Raw genomic sequence first — 17,021 nt, 5'->3', positions numbered from 1 at the left:
CCTTGCTCGCCTTAAAACCCTTACTTACTCTGCTTTTTGCTCTCCAAAAAATCATTTATTTCGCTGTTCAGCTTATTGGTGATAAACATACAGCCCGGAGCGTGGGTGATAACCAACGGCAGCTTGGCGTGTTCAATAACCGCCTGCGGGGTTACGCCACAGCCCCAGAACACCGGAATTTCCCCGGGCTTAAATTCCACCGGATCTCCATAATCAGGCTTCAATACATCCTTTATGCCCAGCTTTTCCGGGTGGCCAATATTTACCGGGGCCCCGTGTACATTCGGAAAGCGTCCGGTTATTTCATCAGCAATCATGGCATTCTGAGGAGTCATCGGACGCATGCTGACCACCAGTTCTCCCTCAAAAATTCCCGCCGGCTCACACATCACATTGGTCTTAAACATTGGCACATTTCGCCCCATGGAAATATGACGCACATCGATGCCGGCTTTCATCAACGCTTCCTCAAAGGAAAAGCTGCAACCAATCAGGAACACAACAAAATCATCCTGCCAATAAGGCGTAGCATCGGTCACTTCTTTAGTGAGAACTCCATTTTCAAAAATCCGGTACTTAGGAATATCCGTGAGTATGTTGGCTCCCTCACCCATATCTTTGACGAATTTACTACCATGGATCACCTCTAACAGTGGACAAGGCTTCGGATTTTTCTTAGCAAACGCCTCAAAATCCTTGGCGTATTTTTCCGGCAGTATTACCAAATTAGCTTGGGCATAGCCATTGGCCATTCCCGAGGTCTGCCCGGTTATCTCCCCGTTTCTTATCTTTATCCAAATATCCTCCGGCCGCATATCGGCGTATTCTGACATAGAAGGCCCCTCCTCATTTAGATTTCTTCCACAGACACCTGAAACAGCTGCCCATTTATTTTTAAGTTGAAATTCTTAATAGCAGATTGTTTTACAGCGGAATGGTGTATTTCCTCTAGCCGGGCAGCCAGCTTTTTCACATATTCGATGTATATCGTCTGGGCTTCTGCCACACTGGTTATACAAAAGCGGATTTTCATCCCCGGCGTACACTGGGCCAATATTGGCAAATCTGCACTGATAACAGTGGCAATCTTTGGATATCCGCCGGTGGTCTGATGATCAGCCATCATCACTATAGGCTGGCCATTAGGTGGAATTTGGATTGAACCAAATACAATACCGTCGGTTATCATATCCTTTGCATCACGCCGTTTTATTGGTTCTCCCTCCAGCCGATACCCCATCCGGTCCGACTCGTTGGCGATAGTATAAATACTTTTGCCAAATACTTTCTTTATTATCTCATCGTCAAAATAATTATCCTGTGGTCCCAAGACCACCCTTATATCAGTCACATCACCTGGTTGCTGCGTCATGGTAGTAATCCGGGCCGGTTTTGTTCCAGCAATAATCTCCCTGGCAATCCCGGATGGCTCACCCACGGGCAGAACATCCCCCGCTGCCAGCTTACGGCCATCCAGTCCACCTATCTTTAGCTTTAAATTGGTGGAGCGACTGCCTAAAACCGGCGGAACCTCCCAGCCCCCTGCTATAGCAATGTAGCTTCGCATACCGTGGTTCATACCAGTGAATTTCAGTTTTTGCCCTTTACGAAGTACCAAAGACCGATAACAGTCAGCGGCCTGTCCATCGATCAGTATGTCGGGACTTCCGCCTGCTACCGCCACCAGACAATCCGACTCGGCTTCCAGTTCCGGGCCCAAAAAGGTAGTTTCCAGCACCGCCGCATATTTATCATTATCCACCAAGGCATTGGCAATAGCCGCTGAATATTGGTCCATTACGCCGGATACCTGCATACCACTGGCCTGATAGCCCGTGCGCCCCATATCCTGAACTGTTGTCATCAATCCACCATTTATAATCTTTACATTCATTCCACCATCGCCTTAAATTCATCCTCGGTTATCGGCTTAAATTTGATATATTGACCAGCTGACAGCAATACCGGCTTCTCCCGGTCAGCATCGTAGAGTCTTAACGGAGTACGGCCAATAATCTGCCACCCTCCCGGCGACTCCACCGAATAGATACCGGTCTGTTCTCCGGCAATACCCACACTACCGCTTTCAATCTTTAGGCGTGGGGATTGTTTTCGTGGGGTAGCAATAGACTTGTCCATCCCCCCCAAATATGGAAACCCAGCTACAAATCCCAGCATATAAATAGGATATTCCGGTGCTGAATGAATTTTTATGACTTCTTCCTCCGTCATATTATGGGCCGCTGCTACTTCTGCCAAATCAGGACCGTATTCCCCCCCATAAGCCACTGGGATTTCTATCACCTGTTTTTCCGGCAATTCCACTGAATTTAAATCTTTCAGCATGCACACCAGTTTATCTTTTAAGGTTAGATAATTAAGTACCAAAGGGTCATATATAATCATCAATGAACAATAAGTGGGCACCATTTCCTCTATGCCGGAAATAGAGGCTTTATCCAACAGCATTTTCAGCGCCGTAACCTGATGATTTATATCCAGACTGATCTCCTGACCGAATTCCACGGAAATAGCCTTGTCCCCACAGGTAAGAATTTTCACATTATTCATAAGGAATGCTCCTTTATTGGGAATCGTGGTCCCCCCCTTTGTATTCCCCCCAGGGGGAACAAGTTTTGCTAAAAACATTGCTACAACAAGAGGTGCCATTGCCACTCTGACTTACTTCACTTGGGGGAGATGTCACGCTTCCACTCCTACTTGCCTCCCTTGGGGGAGGTGTCACGCTTCCACTCTTACTTGCCTCCCTTGGTGGAGGTGTCACGCAGTGACGGAGGGGGTTATCCAAAATTTTTTACAGTCAAGCCATTTGCCTCCAGCGCCTGACGGATGCTCTTTACCAGCTCCACTGCCTGGGCATTGTCGCCATGCACGCAAATACTGTCAGCTGTTATGCTTATCTCCTTGCCGTTGATGCTGATAACCTTGCCTTCTTTGGCCATTTTCACCGCCCGTTGTACAGCTATCTCCGGGTCATGAATAACAGCTCCCGGCAGCTTCCGGTTGACCAAAGAACCATCATCATTATAGGCCCGGTCAGCAAACACCTCACTGGCGGTTTTCAGACCTGCCTTTTTCGCTGCCTCCAGCATTACCGACCCCGCCAATCCCATGAGAATCAAGTTTTTATCCACCGAGGCTATGGCTTCGCAAATGCCGATAGCCAGCCCCTCATCCTTGGCGGCCATATTATACAGGGCTCCATGGGGCTTTACATGCTGTAATGCCAAGCCATGTCCCTGGGCAAAAGCCTGCAACGCTCCCACCTGATATTTAACATATGCCCCGGCCTCTTGAGGAGTTACGGTCATTGGCCGACGACCAAATCCCATTAAATCAGGAAAGCCGGGATGAGCACCCACCGCTACTCCATGCTTTTTGGCCAGAGCCACCGTCCGATCCATGATAAGCGGGTCACCGGCGTGCCAGCCACAAGCCACATTTACCGATGTAACAAAGGGAATAACCGCCTCATCCATCCCAATGGTATAAGCACCAAAGCTTTCCCCCAAATCACAATTCAAATCCACTGTACTCATTTTAGCCTCCAAAATGTTAACAAAATTATTGTTCCAAGTATAAAATATTGTTCCAAATATAAAATTAGAGCCAATCACCGACAAAGTACCGAGATTGGCTCTTAAAACCGTGCTTTTTGAGCCTCATTGCTCAAATATTCAAATATCAACCGTTAAGCTTGGTGCAGCCGGTATAAGCGAAATACTCTCTTATCAGCTCATCCTTGATACGGTTTCTGGTTTTGGGATCCTTATTACCAACTTGCTTACCATCAACATTATCTGTAAACAGGATAAAGTTTGATGAGGATGTTATCAAAATTTCATCCGCATCCATCAATTCATCTAATGTATACTCCCGCTCATACACCGGAATACCAAGCCGATAGCAGGCCTGAATCATATGTGTCTTGGCAATCCCCCGCAGAATGTACTGATCATTTGGATGGGAAATCAAATTACCATCCTTGAGAATGGATACATTGCTGTGAGCACACTCTGTAACAATACCATTGCGATGCAAAATGGTTTCAGAAACGCCCTTATCATGCCCCTCCTGAGAATATAAAACCGCCGGCAACAAATTCAGGGTCTTAGCATTACCATATTCAAAGCGTAAATCCGCATGTGTGTGTACCTTGATAGGGTTTTCCATATCACCAATCTTGGAAGGACGGATATACACCCAAAGCTTACCTACCATATCCTTGGCATAAACATGATCTCTAGCAGCAATACCGCGGGTAACCTGCCAATACACAAAGTGCGTGTGGCCTTCCACCTGTTTGGTTAAATCCCGAAGCAGCTTGTTCAGTTCATCCTTCTCCATTGGAATTTTGATATCCATGGCATTGGCACTGCTATAAAATCTGTCCAGATGGTCCTCCAAAAGATACGGAACATGATTGCCTGCCGGGGTAGCCTCATAAACACCATCGCCAAAGAAATGGGAACGATCGTTAAAAGGAACCATGACCTCTTCCGGCGTACCAAGTTTCCCATCGTAATAAGCTAATTCTTTAAACATGTAATCCCTCCATAAATAAAAATATTAGGGAACAATAATTTATATTTGGTATTATACCATCTGTTTTTTTATAATACTATACTTTTTTAAAAATCTTTACATGTATACATAAATACATTAAAATACATTTCTATGTAAATTATGTTTTAGTAAAAAAGACTATTGTATTTTCTAGGTAATACAATAGTCTTTTAAGTTAGTTAGTTAAAAATTTAATTGTATAGTCGTTTTAGTGTTTCAACAATTAGTTTTACCTGAGGCACGATGGTCCAAAGCTCCAGCCGTTCCTTCGGGCTGTGAATATCATAGGTACTCACGCCAATGGACACCACATCCAGATTATGATTTTTCAACAAATGCCAACCACATTCCAGCCCGGCGTGAATGGATTCCACCTTCATCGGCTTACCATTCTGTGCCTGGAAAACCTCCTGCATAATTTTTGCCAGCTTGCTATCCTGTCGTTCCTTCCAGCCCGGTGTTTTTTTGTCAATATCCGCCGTAAAGCCAGTAAGACCAGCCAAGATATCGGCCTGTGCCGCAAAATCGTCCAGCTTGCTGTCAACGGAGGAACGCGGCATATACTTTATATTGATTAAATCCTCTGTCTGGGAAATCATTCCCAAATTGGCAGAAGTTTCCACCAGCTTCGGTAAGACCTGGGACATGGCATATACACCGCTACGCAGAGAAACCAGCAGGTTAATTATGCTGTCCCTGTCCTCTTCAGTCATAACCTGCGCCGGCAAATCAGCTCGTACAAAATCAAAGGAAATATCCTTGTCAGTATTGTCATAGACATCGACACATTGCTTGTCGGCAATGTCTATAATCCGTAAAATATCAGCTCCATTACCATTGGTTGTTATTACCACATGAGCCTCGGCCGGTATGGAATTGCGGGCCTTGCCACCGGCAATACTGGCCAGTTCATATTCAATCCCGGCCTTATTTAGTGAATGCAGCAGCATAGACATAAGACGAATAGCGTTGGCCCGCCCCTTGTTTATTTCCATACCGGAGTGGCCCCCCTTCAGGCCATTGATGGAAATCTTATAGGCATTCCTTCCATGTGGCTTTACAAATTTAACTGTTTTATTAAAATCAATATTTACGCTGCCGGCACTGCCCACTGTAAGCTCATCATAATTTTCCGAATCGCAGTTGATCAGGTAAGCGGCATCAGTGAGAAACTTTGGGTCCAGATTGATGGCTCCGGACATTCCCTGTTCCTCATCCACAGTTATAATGGCCCGCAATGGTCCGTGGTCCTTATCCTTAATATTTTTCATTATAAACAGGGCTTCAGCCACACCAATGCCATCATCGGCCCCCAAACTGGTGCCATCCGCTGACAGAAACTTTTCATCCCGTATCAGCTTAATCGGATCCGTTAACGGGTCATACCCTACTCCCGGTGCTGCCACGCACACCATATCCATATGCCCCTGCAAAATAATCACCGGTTTCTGTTCGTACCCCGGACTGGCCGGCAAATCAGCTATAACATTATAAACTGCATCCTGCTGCACCTGACAACCGAAATTTTTAAAAGCGTTAACCAGATAATCACTGACTGCTTTCTCGTGACCGGACTGCCTTGGAATTTTGGCCAGCTGTTCAAATTCCGCCAGCACACCATCAATTATTTTATCATCGGTCCATTCTAACATTATTGTTAATTCCCACCTTTTCCTATCTCTTGCTTACAGCTGTCCCCGCATAACATCGGCTACCTTCTGCACCTTCATACCAATAACCACCTGTATGCTGTTTTGGCCCATTCGCATAACGCCTTTGGCCCCGGCCTCTTTCAGCTTATTCTCATCCACCAGGCTGTCATCCTTCAGCTCCAAACGCAACCTTGTGGCACAATTATCCAAAGTAAGGACATTTTCCTTTCCACCAAGCCCGGCAAACACGGAAGCAATATTTACCCCTTCCACCACATCAGCAGACTCAACGGATGCATCCGATATATCTTCAACAGTCTCAGCATCAGTGCCATCCGGCTCATTGCCTGGCGTAGGAAGGTTGAATTTGCTGATCAGCACCCGGAATACAACATAGAAAATCACAAATGCCGCCAAGCCCAATGGTATAATCAGCCAAGTATCCTGCGCCGCCGGCAGGGAGGAAGAAAACAGAAGGTCCGTAGCACCCGCTGAGAAGGAAAACCCAGCCCGGAAGCCTACCAAAGCAGTTACATAGCTAAACAAACCATACAGCAAGGCATAAACCACATAAAGCAACGGTGCGCAGAACATAAAGGCAAATTCAAACGGCTCAGTAATACCGCACACAAAGGAACACAATGCGGCTGAACCCAAAATGCCCATAACATACTTTCTCCGCTTTTTATTGGCACACTGAACAATAGCCAGAGCCGCACCCGGAATACCAAACATCATACATGGGAAGAAACCGGACATATATATACCCAGTGACCAAGGAACATCCGCATCGGTTTCCCCGGCCCAGAAATGGGTGAGGTCCCCCAAGCCAATGGTATCAAACCAGAATACATTGTTAAGGGCGTGGTGAAGCCCCAAAGGAATGAGCAGGCGATTGAGGAAAGCGTATATACCAGCACCTACAGCTCCCATTCCGGCAATACCCTGTCCCAGGCCTACCAATGCCCCAAACAGTATCGGCCATACGAAGAAAAGAACTGCCGCAACCAGAATGGATTCCAAGCCGGAAACGATTACGGTGCTTCTCTTTCTGCTAAAGAAAGCCAACCATTCCGGCAAATCGGTATTTTTAAACCGGTTATAGCTATGGGCACCAATAATACCCGCCAAAATACCAATAAACGGATTTTCAATCTTCTGAAAAGCCAATAATGCTGCTGGCTGATCTGCAATAGTCGGCAAAAGCAGCTTCACAAAATCCGCCTGAAGCAGACTGGTAATAATCAACCAGGAAACCAATGCCGTAAGTCCAGCTGTTCCATTTTGGTCGTCAGCCATCCCCACGCCAACTCCCACAGCAAACAGCAATGCAATATGATCAATTAGTGCTCCACCGGCTTTTACCAAAAACATTCCAATGGTAGGCACCATGCCGGTTATTTCACCACCCTGCATAGAAGCCGGGCATAACAAATATCCCAGCCCCATTAGAATACCACACAATGGTAGACACGCGACAGGCAACATAAGTGACTTGCCTATTTTTTGAAGAAATTTCATTACTTGTATATCTCCTTTCATATTTGAAACCATATTTATATATACGGTTCATTTACACAGGCTATTCTTCCACAGTCTCCAACAGGAAGCTCACTGGCCGAAAGCCATCATTGCAGGAAATCATTGCCGAACGAGGATTTTTCATCCAGCCGTCATAAAAATTCTCTGCCCCGTGGGCCAGAGCCATTACAAAGGGAGACATCGTTTCCCAGGCACTTTCACACATCCCTTCCGGCCGTTGCCAACCATCAGCCACGAAAACCGCTCCTTCGTCTATATCACAGGCATGCTCGATAGGATTTTCGTATTTTTCCATCAAATCCTTATAACAGGCTTTGCGCATCACCGTAATCCTAACCTTTTTCATAAAGTCCTCCATTCAAACCTTCCCGCAAATAACACCTCGATGGATAATATTCGCGGGGGCTTCCCTTTTTCCTTTTTTATTTGGCAAAATAAAAAGCCGACTCACCAAAAAGCCGGCTTAATCCTCAAATGGTCGGGATGACAGGATTCGAACCTGCGACCTCATCGTCCCGAACGATGCGCGCTACCAAACTGTGCTACATCCCGTTTGCACACAAGATACCATAAATATCTCCGAAAGAGATTGTACCACACTTTGATATAATTTCCAATACTTTACTGATACTTATTATTATAAAAGCCTATCCACAGGCATTTTATTCTACATAATGTATCCGACTCTCATCAAATCTATCCTGCTGTTGCTTATCTTCCGCCGGGTATCCCAACGGAACCAGTGCAAAGGCATGCAGCTTATCCCCAATTCCCAGAATCTCGTCTGCCTTTTCCACCCGCTCAGGTACAGGGGCTATCCCCAGCCAAACTCCCCCAAGGCCCAACGAGGTTATTTCCAACAGAATGTAACCTGTAGTAATGGCCAAATCAATATCACCCAATTCCGGAAAAATCAAGCCATCTGTTTTTCGACAGGTAACAATAACCACCGGGGCATTGGCGGCACATCCGGCATATTGGCTGCATTCCGACAATTGGCGAATTACCTCTTTGTCTTTTACTACGATAAATTCCCACGGCTGCTGGTTGCCGGCTGACGGAGCGGTCATAGCGGCCCGAAGAATTTTCTCAATCTTTTCCGGTTCCACTTCCCTGTCTTCGTATTTGCGAATACTTACCCTTTTAAAAACTTCTTTCATTCAATATACCTCCTGCCATTTAACACCTCTCTTCTTTCTCTATTCGCTAATATTTTTGTAAATCCTGCAATACTGCCTAAAGAACCAACGAAAATAGGACCAGAGACGCACTATCTCTGGTCCTTTCTATATCATTGCATAATTCTTTGACACAATCATTTATATCTTCCAATTATTTCCAGCATTTCCTCTGGCAACCTTTTTCTACACTCACCTAACAATTCATCAGGAATAGCATAATAGACTTCGGCCACACTGCCGGATATACAGGCCAGGGTATCAGTATCGCCACCCAAGGATATTGTAGTCCTGATGACATCTTCAAAATCCTGTCCTTCCAAAAAAGCTGTCATGGCCTCCGGCACGGATTTTTGACAAGTTTCATCATGGTGGTAGTTTGGCCTTATCTCATCACATGTGCGGGATAAATCATAGCCTATTTTCTCAGTCAAAAATACCTTTATAGTTTCCTTATACTCACCGGTCCGAGCTAAATAAATTGCTCCAGCCACTGCCTGGGCCCCTTTTATTCCTTCCGGATGATTGTGAGTTACCTCTGCCGTCAGCTTGGCCAGATGCAGAGCCTCCTCCAAGCTGGCAGCTAGCCACCCTGCTGCCGATACCCGCATTGCGGAGCCATTACCAAAACTGCCATACGGCTGAGGATTTTCTTTTATTAACCACTGTCTGAACATACCACCATAACCGGCATTAGGATATTTAGCTCCCCATTTCCGCATAGAATCCACCAAGGTCATTTTTATGACTTCATCATTCATATATCTGGTATCCATCAACGCTTCTGCCACGGCAATCAACATCACAGTATCATCCGTAAAATGGGATTTATCACTAAATAACACAAAATCTTTTGTTTTATTCCCTCTATCAAACTCAAAAGGAGCCCCAACCATATCACCTATAATCGCACCATACATATAATCACGCCTCCCCATCGTCCTCATTGTCAGAAATCCAACCTGATCAATTAGCGTTTCAACGAGCTGGGAGATATGCTCGCCAGCTGTTGTAGTTTGTTTTCCCCCACCTAAAGAGGTGGGGGACATCTTAAAGCTCGTTATAGTAATCATATTTTGGCTGTGTCCACCAATCCAGCAACATATTCAATGTTTCCGTATCTTCTCCTATATTGGTACATTTATATTGCTTAGGATATCTGTTTACTTTGACAAAATGATGTCCATCAGTGCCAAAAGTTATTTCATATATACAAAATCCAGTCCAACTACGATGGGCAAAAAGTGTACTGCCTTCCATATACCAGAACCACTTGTCATCCATTGTTTTCGGTATATTCCCAAGGCGTAATATATCCATCTGTTCCTGAGTTATTGTGCGCTGGAGAATAAAAGTTTCCGTTCTATCTGGCATGGCCTCGGTTTTCCAATCATCTTTTTTAGCAGCTCCCGGTGTGTGAAAATACTCATCAAATAATTTTACACCGATATTAAACACATCAATCTTTTTTTCAGCAAATAAAATATCTATATCCCCATCTTCCTCCCAAAAATCGTAACACGCCTGAAAAGCAATTCGCCAAGCCTTTGCTACCGGATATCCGCCTTGTCCGGCTGATAGCAAAGGACATCCACCTGCATTTTTGTAATATCATTTCGAACAATTTCCAACGGCATATATAAGCCCCCAATCAAAAAGCCCCACAAACATATCTCAGCGGATAATATTCGTGGAGCTTTAGTCATTTTCCTTTAAACTATTACTATTAAGTTATTTCTGAGCATTTCGCATATCATCAACAGTAAAAGTAAAATAAGTATCCGGATATGGTTCATTTACCAAGGTGAAATGCCACCATTCCTCTGTCAGTGGTTTAAAACCATGGCGCAGCATGGCCTGCCGCAAAATCATCCGGTTTTTAAACTGCCGGGGCGTCAATTTTCCCTTCGCCGGTTCCTTGCCTTCAAATTTACCGGTATATTGACAGGTATCCGGATTGCCACAAAAATCCGGATGACTTTCTATGCCAAAGTGGTCAAAGGTACCACCCATATCTACTTCCTTGCCAGTCTTCATATCAAGCAGGGTCAAATCAATGGTCGAACCACGGCTATGACCGGATTTGGCATCAATATAGCCATCAGCAAACAGTCTGGTCTTATCTACATCAGGGTAAAAATACGGCCGCATCCGTTTATCATCCAATTTTTTCGCCCATCTGACAAAATTATCTACAGCCATTTGTGGACGATAAGAATCAAACACCTTCAGGCGATATCCCTGGGCCTTTACATCATCCGAAACTTCCTTCAGTGCCAAAGCCGCTTCACGGGTCATAAGAGCCACCGGCTGAGTATAACCGTCTATTCTGTCCCCTACAAAATTATAGGTCGAATAATAACGGATTTCCTGAACAATATCCGGCACCACATCAGCTAAAACCACAAAGCCGGTTGAATCCGATGGTGAAGTGCTGCGCAACTCGGTTACGGCCGTCACTTCCGCCCCATAACAGATTTCAGCAGAAACCTGTGGCAGCATCGATATTCCTGAAACCAAAAGCATCCCAACCAGCAGTTTTGTAAGTCTGTTTTTTATCCTCATTTTAATTCCCCATTTTTACACAAAAAATATTATTAGTAATAACAGCTACGGATTTTTGTCGTTAAATTCAGATAATAATTTTAATCTGCTTTGGCCAGTTTAACAGCCGCCAAAGCCAGCTCATCCGTAGCGTCAATAAATACACCCTTCAAATGATACATTTCCACCGCCAACGGCACTTCTGTACACCCTAAAATAAAGGCTTCAGCCCCCTGAGACTGCATCTTGGCCAACAAATTCTCCACCGGTTTGATATCATAGTTCAGGTTATTTGCCTTAACCCCATCGTAAATCATGGCATCCACCAGCTTCTGTTCCTCGCCAACAGGGGAAATACATTCCATTCCATTTTCTTCCAAAGCCTTTTGATACAGACCAGTACGGGCCGTGCCACTGGTACAGAGCAGGCCGATTTTCTTAAAGCCCCGCTTTTTTACAGCGTCAACTGTAGTTGTAATAATGGAAACCACGGGAATATTCAACTTTGGCAATATTTCCGGCAAAAAATAATGAGCCGTATTGCAGGCCATAATAATAAAATCAGCGCCACCAGCCTCGAGTCGTTTGGCGCTGGCCAGCATTTCCGGTACAGGCGATGGTCCCTGTCCCATAATAGCCTTGGTTCTATCCGGGACCTGTGTATTATTGTCCAAAAGCATGGGAATATGCTCCTGATCAGTTGCTGCATCAGTTGCCAAAATTATCTTTTTCATCAGATCCACCGATGCCATAGGCCCCATACCGCCAATAATGCCTATACGCTTCATTTCTTATCCCCCTCGTTTATAAGATTTTAACCACTACTACAGAATAACACCATAAATACACCATGTACAGCAAAAACTACAATAAATATGCCGAAAAAACAAAAAAAACCTTTTACCTATCTTTTTAATATGTTATACTCTTCCCAATGGGGATTATGACATTTTACAAAGCAAGAAAGAAGTGATAGTCATGTCAAGTTTACTAAAAGAAAACCCAAACAAACCCATTGCCGGATTAAAATTTACTGCCAGGGAATTATGTCTCTGTGCCATTATGAGTACCATTGTATTCCTAATGACCTTTATTCCGAAAATTCCTATTCCCCTTGGCTATGCCCACATAGGCGATGCAGCTATTTTCCTCATCGCACTGTTGGCACCCAAGCGCCCGGCCTTATTAGCGGCCTGCATTGGCTCCGCTCTGGCAGATTTTATAGGTGGTTTTTATCTTTGGATAATGCCTACTCTATTTATTAAATTCATTATGGCCTACATTGTATATGTAATTGCCAAGCCAGATGAAGCTCAATTTAGTTACATCAAGACTGCAATCGCCTTCGTGATTGCGTCCTTATGGATGACGGCAGGTTATGTTGCCTTTGGAGCCCTGATTTACGATAGCCTGGCTGCCGGTCTGGCCTCCGGCTACGGTCTGCTGGTAAAGAGCCTGGTCAATATCGTTGCCGCCCTGTTGGCTCTGCCATCTCTGAAAAAAGCCATAAATTTAAAATAGTCACTGAATAATTCTCCATAAAAAAATTGACTCCCAGCATCAGGCACAACCTGACATTGGGGGTCAATTTTAATATTACCAACTAATAATACACATTATAACGCCATTGTTCAAATTTTTCTTCTTTAAGAAGGAAAATCTTCCAATTAGCGTTTCAACGAGCTGGGAGATGTGCTCGCCAGCTGTTAAAGTTTGTTTCCCCCCACCTAAAGAGGTGGGGGACATCTTAAAGCTCGTTATACACTAGCCACCGGCTCATTCTCCTCTTCTTCCAGCTCTTTATGCTTGTTGCTAAACAGTTCTAGACCGCAATGCTCAACTACCAGAACCGCTAATGTCATAAGTGCCAATGCGATAATCAGCTGCAGTCCATCTACCATAAATACGAAGCTGTCAGTCCCCAGCTTGTTGTAAATTCCCATAACACTGAGAACCAATGCGCTCATAGTTACGAGGAACATAAAGGTCATTGGCACATAAAGCATCCAACCCTTCCGTCCGGTGGTACGAAGGAATACTGCCAAAGCAATAAGTACCAGTGCAGACAGCAGCTGATTAGCTGCACCGAAGAGAGGCCAGATATTCATATAACCGGCCAGGCAAAGCATATACGCCAAAATCAGGGTAACTGTGGTAGAAACATAAGTATTACTGAAGAACTTGGCCACAAGTCCCATCTCAGACCCTTCCTCAGGTGCAAATAATTCCTGCAGGGACATACGGCCGATGCGAGCTACTGAATCGATAGTAGTCATGGCCAGAGCAGATACACACATAGTCATAAAACATACAGCCACATGCTTAGGCAGGCCAAACATCATAAAGAACCCACCTACTGCACCGGCAAAGGTCTGGAAAGGTGTACCACTTGGCAATACCCCATCAGTAGCGGCGGAACAAACAATTACCAAAGCCACAACCCCCAAAAGGGATTCAACCAACATAGCACCATAACCAACACTGAGCATATCTTTTTCATTGTCGATAGTCTTGGAAGAAGTGCCGGAAGAAACCAAACTATGGAAACCGGAAACAGCCCCACAGGCCACGGTGATAAACAGAATTGGGAACAGACTGAGGCCCTTCACTTCAAAACCAACAAAGGCCGGCATATTGATGGTAGGATTGGCTACCAGAACACCGATAATAGCTCCGGCCAGCATCCCCAAGAGCAGGAAGGATGACAAATAATCCCGTGGCTGCATAAGAAGCCACATAGGGAGCACGGAAGCAACGAAGCAATAACCAAATACCACATAACGCCAAACAGTAGCATCGAAATACATTGGGAATGCAATACCGGTTGCCATCATAGCAAGGAACAATACAAAGCCAACGGCCAGCTTAACTCCTTCTTTTGGTTGGAATTTACGAATAAAGAAACCAAAGGCGATGGCCACAAAGATGTACAGCATAGATATAGAAGCAGCTGAAGCATTTGGTACAGCCAAACTGCCATCCTTGGCAAATCCGTTGAAGGTGTTGGCCACAATATCTGCAAAAGCGGCGATTACCAACAGCGTAAACAGCCAGCAGAACAGCAGGAACAGACGACGGCCGGTTTTGCCAACATACTCCTCAATCAGCATCCCCATGGATTTCCCCTGATTTTTAACCGAAGCATACAATGCGGTAAAATCCTGCACTGCCCCGAAAAACACCCCGCCAATCAGCAGCCACAGAAGAGCTGGCAGCCAGCCAAACATGGCAGCTATTATCGGACCGGTGATAGGACCTGCGCCGGCAATGGAGGAAAACTGATCGGCAAAAACCGTAAATTTAGAAGCAGGAGTATAATCCTTACCATCCTCCAGCTGATGAGCCGGTGTCTTGGCCAGAGGATCAACCCCCCAAGTCTTTACCAGCCACCTACCATATACCAAGTAGGCAGTAGCAAAGAATGCAATCGCAAAACCAACGACCATTAAACCATTCATAATCAATTCCTTCTTTCCTTGTGATTTAGAAATAATAGGCCCAACAACACCAAACAAAAAATCCTTCATCCCCAATTTCTTGAAGACGAAGGATTAACTCCGCGGTACCACTTCTCTTACTGCATATAATACGCAGTCACTTTATAACAGACCAACATCTGTCCTTTTTGATAACGGTGAAGACACCGGAGCAACTTACTACAGTCACAATACGCACTGCGTTCAGTCCTCTGCTGACAGGTGATAAAATACAGAATCCGCTTTGCCCCACTCACACCATACTGAAGCTCGCTGAAAAGCTCTACATCTGCACTCGCGTCCTGAGTCTTTGCATTTGTGTTGTTTCGTTGTGACATATAGTAACACCTTTACACTTACAGGTCAAGAATTTTTTTAAAAAATGTAATATTTTTCTATTAACGCATAAAAATCATAGACAAATATTCCCTAATTTTGCCTAAATAAAGGACAAAAACCGTTTATGTCCGCTCACAGTGTACACTGCTACACATTTGTTATCCACTGCTAAATTTGATATGATGTACTCAACAATTTTTTTAGCGGGAGTGGTAGTATTATGAAACTTAAGATGTCCCGTCGGGAATTTATGAAAATATCCAGTGCAGCAGCCGCTGGACTGATGCTAGCCCCCATTACGAACAACACCGGTAATAATGCTTTTTCGACAGCTCAGGCTAAGGGCAGTATCGCTTACGCCGGACGAAGCATCCCCCTGCTCTATGAAGCTGATGTATGTATAGTGGGCGGCGGTCCGGCCGGGGTAGCAGCAGCCTATACAGCCAGTCAAAATGGTACTTCGGCTGTCATCATCGAAAAAGGTATCACCTTGGGTGGTCTACAGACCATGGGCAATGTTATCCCATGTATGACCACTTGGGCTCCGGACAGTGACACCAATTATGTTCGGGAAGTTAAGAAACGCCTTGGAGCGTATGGTATTGACTACGATGACCACAACGATAAAAGCGAGGTGGGGATATGGACCAATCCGGAGGTTATGAGCCTGATTTATGATGAGCTATGTCAGGAGGCTCAAGTAGAAATCCTCTACAACACCAACCTGGTGGATGTAATTATGGATGGCAGCTCCATTTCTATCTGCATTGTCCAAACCATTGCCGGTCTGATGGCAGTAAAAGCCAAAACCTTTATCGACTGTTCCGGCGACGCTATTTTAGCCCGCTGTGCCAATGTTCCCAGTGAATGTGGTTTTGAAAAAACCGGCAAAAATCAACCCATGAGCTTTCGCTTTGAAATGGGCGGTATCGATTTGGAGCGGGTGTACCAGTATGTTACCCTGGAGCTAGGTGACGACTTCTGCCCTACCCGTCCTCCACATTATGAATTTGCCGAAGCAAGGCATCGGACCAAGCAATTTGTATTAGAAAAATTTATGGTTGATGGCATAAAATCCGGTGAGCTTACCGAGGAAGATGCCGAATATATGCAAGCCTTTGCCATTGTAGGCAAACCGGGCTATGTATCTATGAACTGTCCAGAACTGCCACTGGAATTCAGCGCCTCTGACCCCCTCTCCTACAGTCGGGGTGTGCGGGCTGGCCGCAAAATGATTCATCGTATCAGCCAATATTTCATAAAACATATGCCAGGTTTCGAAAATGCTTATCTGGCCAAGGAAGCCTCTATGCTTGGAGCCAGGGAATCATGGCGTATAAAGGGCAAATATTATATGACCGAGGACGATTACCACAATCAGGCCCGGTTTAAGGATGCAGTAGCCAGAACTGCCTGGTTTATTGATGCCCACGGAGAAAAGGTCAGTGAAAAGCTGCCTAAGGGGGCCTATTACGAAATACCTTATCGCTCACTCATTACCAATGAGGTACCAAATCTTATTGTGGCCGGCCGTTGCATCAGCGCCAGCTTTATCCTGCAGGCCTCCATGCGCATTCAGCTCACCTGTATGAGCATTGGCGAAGCTGCTGGTATTGCCGCCGCCTGGGGCATAAAAAAAGGAATTTCCCCCAACAACATTCGCTGGGAGGAAATCCCGGAAAACATCAGAAGTTATGTAAGTA

The 17,021-nt window shown here is 45.1% G+C and carries 16 protein-coding genes and 1 tRNA gene; 2 read left to right on the top strand and 15 right to left on the bottom strand.

Annotated features, from left to right (window positions below):
- Nucleotides 1-20: 20 nt before the first annotated feature.
- From QZV24_RS01410 to QZV24_RS01345, 14 genes are all read right to left on the bottom strand, one after another.
- A complete protein-coding gene (locus QZV24_RS01410; protein WP_290657657.1) occupies nucleotides 21-833 on the bottom strand; it encodes a putative hydro-lyase in 813 nt (270 codons plus the stop codon).
- Nucleotides 834-850: 17 nt separating this feature from the next.
- Entirely contained in the window at nucleotides 851-1,894 is a 1,044-nt protein-coding gene (locus tag QZV24_RS01405) for a biotin-dependent carboxyltransferase family protein (protein ID WP_294519044.1), read from the bottom strand.
- Nucleotides 1,891-2,571, bottom strand: coding sequence for a 5-oxoprolinase subunit PxpB (gene pxpB, locus QZV24_RS01400; RefSeq protein ID WP_294519041.1), 681 nt, complete (start codon nucleotides 2,569-2,571; stop codon nucleotides 1,891-1,893). Before pxpB ends, QZV24_RS01405 begins: the two co-directional genes overlap by 4 nt.
- 230 nt (nucleotides 2,572-2,801) lie before the next feature.
- Entirely contained in the window at nucleotides 2,802-3,560 is a 759-nt protein-coding gene (locus tag QZV24_RS01395; RefSeq protein WP_294519038.1) for a LamB/YcsF family protein, read from the bottom strand.
- A gap of 145 nt (nucleotides 3,561-3,705) precedes the next feature.
- Nucleotides 3,706-4,566, bottom strand: coding sequence for an aminotransferase class IV (locus QZV24_RS01390; protein WP_294519035.1), 861 nt, complete (start codon nucleotides 4,564-4,566; stop codon nucleotides 3,706-3,708).
- A 212-nt stretch (nucleotides 4,567-4,778) separates the two neighbouring features.
- A complete protein-coding gene (gene pepD, locus QZV24_RS01385; protein ID WP_294519032.1) occupies nucleotides 4,779-6,239 on the bottom strand; it encodes a beta-Ala-His dipeptidase in 1,461 nt (486 codons plus the stop codon).
- 33 nt (nucleotides 6,240-6,272) lie between these two features.
- Nucleotides 6,273-7,727, bottom strand: coding sequence for a PTS transporter subunit EIIC (locus QZV24_RS01380; RefSeq protein ID WP_294519162.1), 1,455 nt, complete (start codon nucleotides 7,725-7,727; stop codon nucleotides 6,273-6,275).
- A gap of 94 nt (nucleotides 7,728-7,821) precedes the next feature.
- Nucleotides 7,822-8,127, bottom strand: coding sequence for a TIGR04076 family protein (locus tag QZV24_RS01375; RefSeq protein WP_294519029.1), 306 nt, complete (start codon nucleotides 8,125-8,127; stop codon nucleotides 7,822-7,824).
- Nucleotides 8,128-8,256: 129 nt separating this feature from the next.
- Nucleotides 8,257-8,333: transfer RNA gene (locus QZV24_RS01370), tRNA-Pro, on the bottom strand.
- A gap of 110 nt (nucleotides 8,334-8,443) precedes the next feature.
- Complete coding sequence (locus QZV24_RS01365) at nucleotides 8,444-8,941, bottom strand: nitroreductase family protein (protein WP_294519026.1); 498 nt, start codon at nucleotides 8,939-8,941, stop codon at nucleotides 8,444-8,446.
- Nucleotides 8,942-9,096: 155 nt separating this feature from the next.
- Nucleotides 9,097-9,879 (bottom strand): ADP-ribosylglycohydrolase family protein, encoded by a 783-nt coding sequence (locus QZV24_RS01360; RefSeq protein WP_294519024.1) that lies wholly within the window; start codon nucleotides 9,877-9,879, stop codon nucleotides 9,097-9,099.
- A 130-nt stretch (nucleotides 9,880-10,009) separates the two neighbouring features.
- The gene (locus QZV24_RS01355) at nucleotides 10,010-10,543 is read right to left on the bottom strand and encodes a hypothetical protein (protein WP_294519021.1); all 534 of its coding nucleotides are present in this window, start codon (nucleotides 10,541-10,543) and stop codon (nucleotides 10,010-10,012) included.
- A 147-nt stretch (nucleotides 10,544-10,690) separates the two neighbouring features.
- A complete protein-coding gene (locus QZV24_RS01350) occupies nucleotides 10,691-11,524 on the bottom strand; it encodes a M15 family metallopeptidase (protein ID WP_294519017.1) in 834 nt (277 codons plus the stop codon).
- A gap of 80 nt (nucleotides 11,525-11,604) precedes the next feature.
- Nucleotides 11,605-12,291 (bottom strand): aspartate/glutamate racemase family protein, encoded by a 687-nt coding sequence (locus tag QZV24_RS01345; RefSeq protein WP_294519015.1) that lies wholly within the window; start codon nucleotides 12,289-12,291, stop codon nucleotides 11,605-11,607.
- A gap of 190 nt (nucleotides 12,292-12,481) precedes the next feature.
- On the opposite strand from QZV24_RS01345, the gene QZV24_RS01340 reads away from it, so the two are divergent.
- Entirely contained in the window at nucleotides 12,482-13,024 is a 543-nt protein-coding gene (locus tag QZV24_RS01340) for an ECF transporter S component (RefSeq protein ID WP_294519012.1), read from the top strand.
- Nucleotides 13,025-13,260: 236 nt separating this feature from the next.
- Here QZV24_RS01340 and QZV24_RS01335 read toward each other — a convergent pair whose 3' ends face one another.
- A complete protein-coding gene (locus QZV24_RS01335) occupies nucleotides 13,261-14,961 on the bottom strand; it encodes a carbon starvation protein A (RefSeq protein WP_294519009.1) in 1,701 nt (566 codons plus the stop codon).
- Nucleotides 14,962-15,538: 577 nt separating this feature from the next.
- Here QZV24_RS01335 and QZV24_RS01330 point away from each other — a divergent pair.
- Nucleotides 15,539-17,021 (top strand): FAD-dependent oxidoreductase (locus tag QZV24_RS01330; protein WP_294519006.1); only part of this gene is annotated, 1,483 nt, incomplete at its 3' end.

It is taken from the genome of uncultured Anaerovibrio sp. (assembly GCA_902786545.1).
Lineage (GTDB): Bacteria > Bacillota > Negativicutes > Selenomonadales > Selenomonadaceae > Anaerovibrio.
This window is presented reverse-complemented; position numbering and strand designations above follow the sequence as displayed.

Excerpts from the sequence above, each read along its gene's own strand:
- QZV24_RS01410 (WP_290657657.1), bottom strand. The coding sequence starts at position 833 with ATGTCAGAATACGCCGATATGCGGCCGGAGGATATTTGGATAAAGATA.
- pepD (WP_294519032.1), bottom strand. The coding sequence starts at position 6,239 with ATGTTAGAATGGACCGATGATAAAATAATTGATGGTGTGCTGGCGGAA.
- pxpB (WP_294519041.1), bottom strand. The coding sequence starts at position 2,571 with ATGAATAATGTGAAAATTCTTACCTGTGGGGACAAGGCTATTTCCGTG.
- QZV24_RS01360 (WP_294519024.1), bottom strand. The coding sequence starts at position 9,879 with ATGTATGGTGCGATTATAGGTGATATGGTTGGGGCTCCTTTTGAGTTT.
- QZV24_RS01335 (WP_294519009.1), bottom strand. The coding sequence starts at position 14,961 with ATGAATGGTTTAATGGTCGTTGGTTTTGCGATTGCATTCTTTGCTACT.
- QZV24_RS01380 (WP_294519162.1), bottom strand. The coding sequence starts at position 7,727 with ATGTTGCCTGTCGCGTGTCTACCATTGTGTGGTATTCTAATGGGGCTG.
- QZV24_RS01405 (WP_294519044.1), bottom strand. The coding sequence starts at position 1,894 with ATGAATGTAAAGATTATAAATGGTGGATTGATGACAACAGTTCAGGAT.
- QZV24_RS01350 (WP_294519017.1), bottom strand. The coding sequence starts at position 11,524 with ATGAGGATAAAAAACAGACTTACAAAACTGCTGGTTGGGATGCTTTTG.
- QZV24_RS01395 (WP_294519038.1), bottom strand. The coding sequence starts at position 3,560 with ATGAGTACAGTGGATTTGAATTGTGATTTGGGGGAAAGCTTTGGTGCT.
- QZV24_RS01365 (WP_294519026.1), bottom strand. The coding sequence starts at position 8,941 with ATGAAAGAAGTTTTTAAAAGGGTAAGTATTCGCAAATACGAAGACAGG.
- QZV24_RS01340 (WP_294519012.1), top strand. The coding sequence starts at position 12,482 with ATGTCAAGTTTACTAAAAGAAAACCCAAACAAACCCATTGCCGGATTA.
- QZV24_RS01345 (WP_294519015.1), bottom strand. The coding sequence starts at position 12,291 with ATGAAGCGTATAGGCATTATTGGCGGTATGGGGCCTATGGCATCGGTG.
- QZV24_RS01390 (WP_294519035.1), bottom strand. The coding sequence starts at position 4,566 with ATGTTTAAAGAATTAGCTTATTACGATGGGAAACTTGGTACGCCGGAA.
- QZV24_RS01375 (WP_294519029.1), bottom strand. The coding sequence starts at position 8,127 with ATGAAAAAGGTTAGGATTACGGTGATGCGCAAAGCCTGTTATAAGGAT.